Source organism: Paracraurococcus ruber, assembly GCF_004353985.1.
GTDB classification, from domain to species: Bacteria; Pseudomonadota; Alphaproteobacteria; order Acetobacterales; family Acetobacteraceae; genus Paracraurococcus; species Paracraurococcus ruber.
On the sequence record NZ_SMOA01000355.1, the window covers coordinates 1 to 4656 of the forward strand.

The following is a 4656-nucleotide window of genomic DNA, read 5'->3' on the forward strand; positions in this document are numbered from 1 at the left end:
CGGCGGCCGGGCCTGGGCGGCGGCGACCGCCCCGGCTGGCGGGGCAGGGCGCGGCGGCCCGCGCCGCCGGTCAGTCCTGCGGCGGCCGGTGGGCGGCGATGGCCGCCTGGCCATAGGCGCCCTCGGGCACCACCATGCGGCGGCGTTGTGCCGACAGGGCCGGGGCGACCGGGATCACCTCGCAGAAATCCTTGCGCGCTTCCATCAGCATGACGCCGGCGAGGCGCGGGAAGGCGCCGCGGCCGATCCTTTCCCAGGCGCCGGCGCCGCGCAGCAGCAGGCGGGTCTGGAAGGGCGGGACGAAGAGCGCGGCGTCGCGCCGTTCCACCGCGAACATCTGCCGCCGCAGCAGGCGTTCCAGCTGGCCGGCGGAATAGGGCTGGCCATGGCCGAAGGGATTGCGTTCCAGGTGGGCCCACAACCCCAGCCGGTTCGGCACCACCACGATCAGCCGGCCATCATCCTTCAGGACCCGCCAGGCCTCCCGCAGCATGCGGCGGCCATTCTCCGCCGTCTCCAGCCCGTGCACCAGCAGGATGCGGTCGAACATCAGGTCGGGGAAGGGCAGCGCATCCTCCTCCGCCATCGTGGTGCAGGATGCGGCGCTGCGCGGCCAGCGCCAGCGCGGCAGTTGCGTCGGCACGGCGGCGACGCAGCGCGCCGCCTCCGTCCGCCAGAGCCGGAGGAAGGGGCTGGCATAGCCGAGGCCCAGCACCGCCTGCCCCGGCAGGGTGGGCCAGAGCTGCCGGAGACGGTCGCGCAACAGGCGCGCGGTGACCATCCCCGCCGGGGTGGCGTAGAAATTCCCCAGCCCGTGGACCTCATGGCTCATGCAAGGGATATAGGGCGCCCGGGGGCCCCGTTGCAGCGGGGCCGGAGGAGGAGCCCGCCATGCCGCTCTCGGTCACGGCCGTGCCGTGTCTTTCCGACAACTACGTGTGGATCCTGCGGGACGCGGCGACCGGCGCGGTCGCGGTCTGCGACCCGGGGGAGGCCGGGCCGGCCATCGCGGCGGTGGAACGGCTCGGCGGACGGCTCGACCAGATCCTGCTGACGCACCACCATGGCGACCACATCGCCGGCGTCGCCGAACTGCATGCCCGCTTCGGCGGCAGGATCATCGGCGCCGCCGCCGATGCCCACCGGCTGCCGGCGCTGGACCAGGCGGTGCGGGAAGGCGACGGGGTCGCGCTGGGCGAGAGCCGGGCGCGGGTGATCGACACGCCGGGCCACACGGTCGGCCACATCGCCTTCCACTTCGCCGAGGGCGATGTGCTGCTCTGCGGCGACACCCTGTTCTCGCTGGGCTGCGGCCGGCTGATCGAGGGCGATGCGGCGATGATGTTCCAGAGCCTCGGCAAGCTCGCCGCCCTGCCGGAGGCGACGCTGGTCTGCTGCGGCCATGAATACACCGAGAGCAATGCCCGCTTCGCCCTGACGGCGGAGCCGGCGAACATGGCGCTGCGCGCCCGCGCCGAGGAGGCGAGGGCCCAGCGCGCCGCCGGCAAGCCCACCGTGCCGACCACCATCGGGCAGGAACGGGCGGCCAATCCCTTCCTCCGCGCCGGGGACGCGGCGCGGCTGGCCGCCATCCGCAGCGCCAAGGACAGCTTCCGCTGAGCCTCGACCTGCGCGATGCCGGCCTGCCCGCGGCGGCGGTGATCGCCGCGCTCCGCCTCGCCCCGCATCCGGAGGGCGGGCATTACCGGGAGGTCTGGCGGGATGCGCCGGCGGGCGGCGGCCGCGGCGCCGGCACGGCGATCCACTACCTGCTGGCGACGGGTGAGCGCAGCCACTGGCACCGGGTGGACGCCGCGGAGGGCTGGCACTGGCATGCCGGGGCGCCGCTGCGCCTTTCCCTCTCGGCCGATGGACGGGCGGTGGAGGCGCGGCGGCTGGGGCCGGATCTCGGGGCCGGGGAGAGGCCCTTCGCCCTGGTGCCGGCGGGCTGCTGGCAGGCGGCGGAGCCGCTGGGGGCCTGGGTGCTGGTGAGCTGCACCGTCAGCCCGGCCTTCGAATTCGCCGGCTTCGAGATGGCGCCGCCCGGCTGGGCGCCGGGCGGCGCCGAGAGCAGATCGTGATCGGATGGAATCACCTGAACGCGTGACGATGCGCTGAAAACCATCGGCCGGAGCATGCGGCGTGAGCGAACGCGACCGCAGCATGCTCTACAGCGGCTTGCGTTCAAGATTGAACGCCGCGCCGCTGTAGCGTGTTGTTTTCAGAGCAGATTCACGCTCCGGGCCGTTCACGGCCCTCCGCGATCCGCTCCAGCGGCCGCTACCGCGTCGCCTGCACCAGCCCGTGCTGCTCGCGCACCGCGTGGAAGCGCAGCGCGGGCCATTCCTCCTCCGCCCGCTTGCGCCGCCAGTCGGACCCGAAGAAGGCGACCAGCGCGCCGTCATGGTCCTCACCCGCGTCGCGGCGGTTGGTGGCGGCGAAGCGCTCCAGCGCGGTCCTGTCCTCCCCGGTGACCCAGCGCATCATGGACCACATGGTGTCCTGGAAGCGCGCGGGGACGCCGTATTCCACCTTCAGGCGCGACTGCAGCACATCGAGCTGCAGCTGCCCGACCACGCCGACCACGGGCAGCGAGCCATCCAGCGGACGGAACAGCTGCACCACGCCTTCCTCGGCCAGCTGGTCCAGCGCGGTCTTCAGCTTCTTCGCCAGCATCGGGTCTTCCAGCTGGACGTGGCGCAGGATCTCCGGCGCGAAGCTGGGGACGCCGCGGAAATTCAGCTCCTCGCCCTCGGTCAGCGTGTCGCCGATGCGGAGCGTGCCGTGGTTGGCCACGCCCACCACGTCGCCCGGCCAGGCCTCCTCGGCCACCTGGCGGTCCTTGGCGAAGAAGAAGAGCGGCGCGTTCACCGGCACCTGCTTGCCGGTCCGCACCTGCTTCAGGCGCATGCCCTTGGTCAGCTTGCCGGAGCAGAGCCGGACGAAGGCGACTCGGTCCCGGTGGTTCGGGTCCATGTTCGCCTGCACCTTGAAGACGAAGCCGGTCAGCTTGTCCTCGCCCGGCTCCACCTCCCGCGGGTCGCCGGCGCGGCGGCCGGGTGGCGGGGCATAGCGGGCGAGGCCGTCCAGCAGGTGGCCGACGCCGAAATCGCGCAGCGCCGAGCCGAAGAAGACCGGCGTCAGATGGCCTTCGCGGAAGGACTCCAGGTCGAAGGCGTTCAGCCCGGCCTCGGCCAGCTCCGCCTCCTCCCGCAGCGCGGCCGCGCGCTCCGGCCCCACCAGTTCCGCCAGCTTCGGGTCGTCGAGGCCGGAGAGCGGCACGGCGGCGGCGTCATCGGCATCCACCGGCAGGAAGTGGCGGTGCAGCAGGTCGTAGGTGCCGGCGAATTCGCTGGCGCGGCCGACCGGCCAGGCGACCGGCGCGGCGTCCAGCGCGAGCGTCTTCTCGATCTCGTCGATCAGCTCGAAGGGGTCGCGCGCCTCCCGGTCCATCTTGTTGACGAAGGTGATGATCGGGATGTCGCGGAGCCGGCAGACCTCGAACAGCTTGCGGGTCTGGCTCTCGATGCCCTTGGCGGCGTCCAGCACCATGACCGCCGCGTCCACCGCGGTCAGCGTGCGGTAGGTGTCCTCGGAGAAATCCTCGTGGCCCGGCGTGTCCAGCAGGTTGAAGACCAGGCCGCCGCGCTCGAAGGTCATCACCGAGGTCGCGACCGAGATGCCGCGGTCCTGCTCGATCTTCATCCAGTCGGACCGGGTGCGCCTTGCGTTGCCTTTCGCGCGCACGGCGCCGGCCAGCTGGATGGCGCCGCCTTTCAGCAGCAGCTTCTCCGTCAGGGTGGTCTTGCCGGCATCCGGATGGGCGATGATGGCGAAGGTGCGCCGCCGGGCCGCTTCGGCGGCGACCGGCGTCGGGGCGACGAGGGCGTCCACGGGCGATGTCTCTGGATCTGGGATTGTCCCCCGGGATGTAGGCGCTGGGGGGCGGGAAAGCCAGCGCGGCGGCGGGGCGGGGGGCGGGGGGCGCGCATCCGCCGGCCCGGCGGGCCCTGGCGAGGGGGTGCGGCGCATCCTGCCCTGTCCGGACGGGCCCATCGCAACGCGATCCGCCCCGGCGTCATGCCGGCACGGCAAGGGTCCGGCATGGCGCCGCATCGATCCGCCGGATAGGCTCGGCGCCGCCGGGGCCATCCCGGGCGACCCGGACTGGCACGCCATGCTGACCCTCGCGCAACTGCCGCTGCTGGCCACCATCCTGCTGCTGCTGCCGATGGTCTATTTCGCCATCGCCTCGCTCACCTTCTTCATCGCCAGGCTGCGGGACCCGGTCGTCACCCGCGTGCTGCGGGGGCTGTTCGACAGCTACTTCCTCGGGCTGATCGGCGGCAGCGCGGCCGGCGTCCTGGCCTTCGGCCTCGCCGGGCGGCTGCCGGCCGCGCTCGTCATCGGCTCGATCGGCACCGGCGCCACCCTGGCCCGGCGCTGGTTCCTGCGGCGGCTGGACCTGCAGGTCCTGGCCCGCGACGCCGGCGACGCCGCCGCGATCGGCCGCCTGCGCCGCCTGCATGTCGGCGGCATCCTCTACAACGCGGCGCATCTGGTGGCGCTGGTCGCCAGCATCCCGCAGGCCGTGCCGTTGCCCTGAGCCGGCGTGGCGCGGCGGCACGCGACCCGGCCGGGCGGCGCGGGGATCGC

At 73.3% G+C, this 4656-nt stretch carries 5 protein-coding genes; 3 read left to right on the forward strand and 2 right to left on the reverse strand.

Annotated features, from left to right (window positions below):
• Positions 1-70 precede the first annotated feature (70 nt).
• A complete protein-coding gene (locus E2C05_RS28850; protein ID WP_133223076.1) occupies positions 71-832 on the reverse strand; it encodes a class I SAM-dependent methyltransferase in 762 nt (253 codons plus the stop codon).
• Positions 833-891: 59 nt separating this feature from the next.
• On the opposite strand from E2C05_RS28850, the gene gloB reads away from it, so the two are divergent.
• Positions 892-1620, forward strand: a complete 729-nt coding sequence (gene gloB, locus E2C05_RS28855; RefSeq protein ID WP_133223077.1) for a hydroxyacylglutathione hydrolase — start codon at positions 892-894, stop codon at positions 1618-1620.
• Positions 1621-1658: 38 nt separating this feature from the next.
• Entirely contained in the window at positions 1659-2081 is a 423-nt protein-coding gene (locus E2C05_RS28860; RefSeq protein ID WP_240046936.1) for a cupin domain-containing protein, read from the forward strand.
• A 199-nt stretch (positions 2082-2280) separates the two neighbouring features.
• Here the strand turns inward: E2C05_RS28860 and E2C05_RS28865 are convergent, their stop codons facing one another.
• Positions 2281-3894, reverse strand: coding sequence for a peptide chain release factor 3 (locus tag E2C05_RS28865; protein ID WP_240046937.1), 1614 nt, complete (start codon positions 3892-3894; stop codon positions 2281-2283).
• Positions 3895-4177: 283 nt separating this feature from the next.
• Between E2C05_RS28865 and E2C05_RS28870 the strand changes: the two genes are divergently transcribed.
• Complete coding sequence (locus E2C05_RS28870; RefSeq protein WP_133223080.1) at positions 4178-4606, forward strand: hypothetical protein; 429 nt, start codon at positions 4178-4180, stop codon at positions 4604-4606.
• The last annotated feature ends 50 nt before the right edge of the window (positions 4607-4656 follow it).

Bases quoted from the DNA above. Each gene is read 5' to 3' on its own strand.
- gloB (WP_133223077.1), top strand. From the start codon at position 892: ATGCCGCTCTCGGTCACGGCCGTGCCGTGTCTTTCCGACAACTACGTG.
- E2C05_RS28870 (WP_133223080.1), top strand. From the start codon at position 4,178: ATGCTGACCCTCGCGCAACTGCCGCTGCTGGCCACCATCCTGCTGCTG.
- E2C05_RS28850 (WP_133223076.1), bottom strand. From the start codon at position 832: ATGAGCCATGAGGTCCACGGGCTGGGGAATTTCTACGCCACCCCGGCG.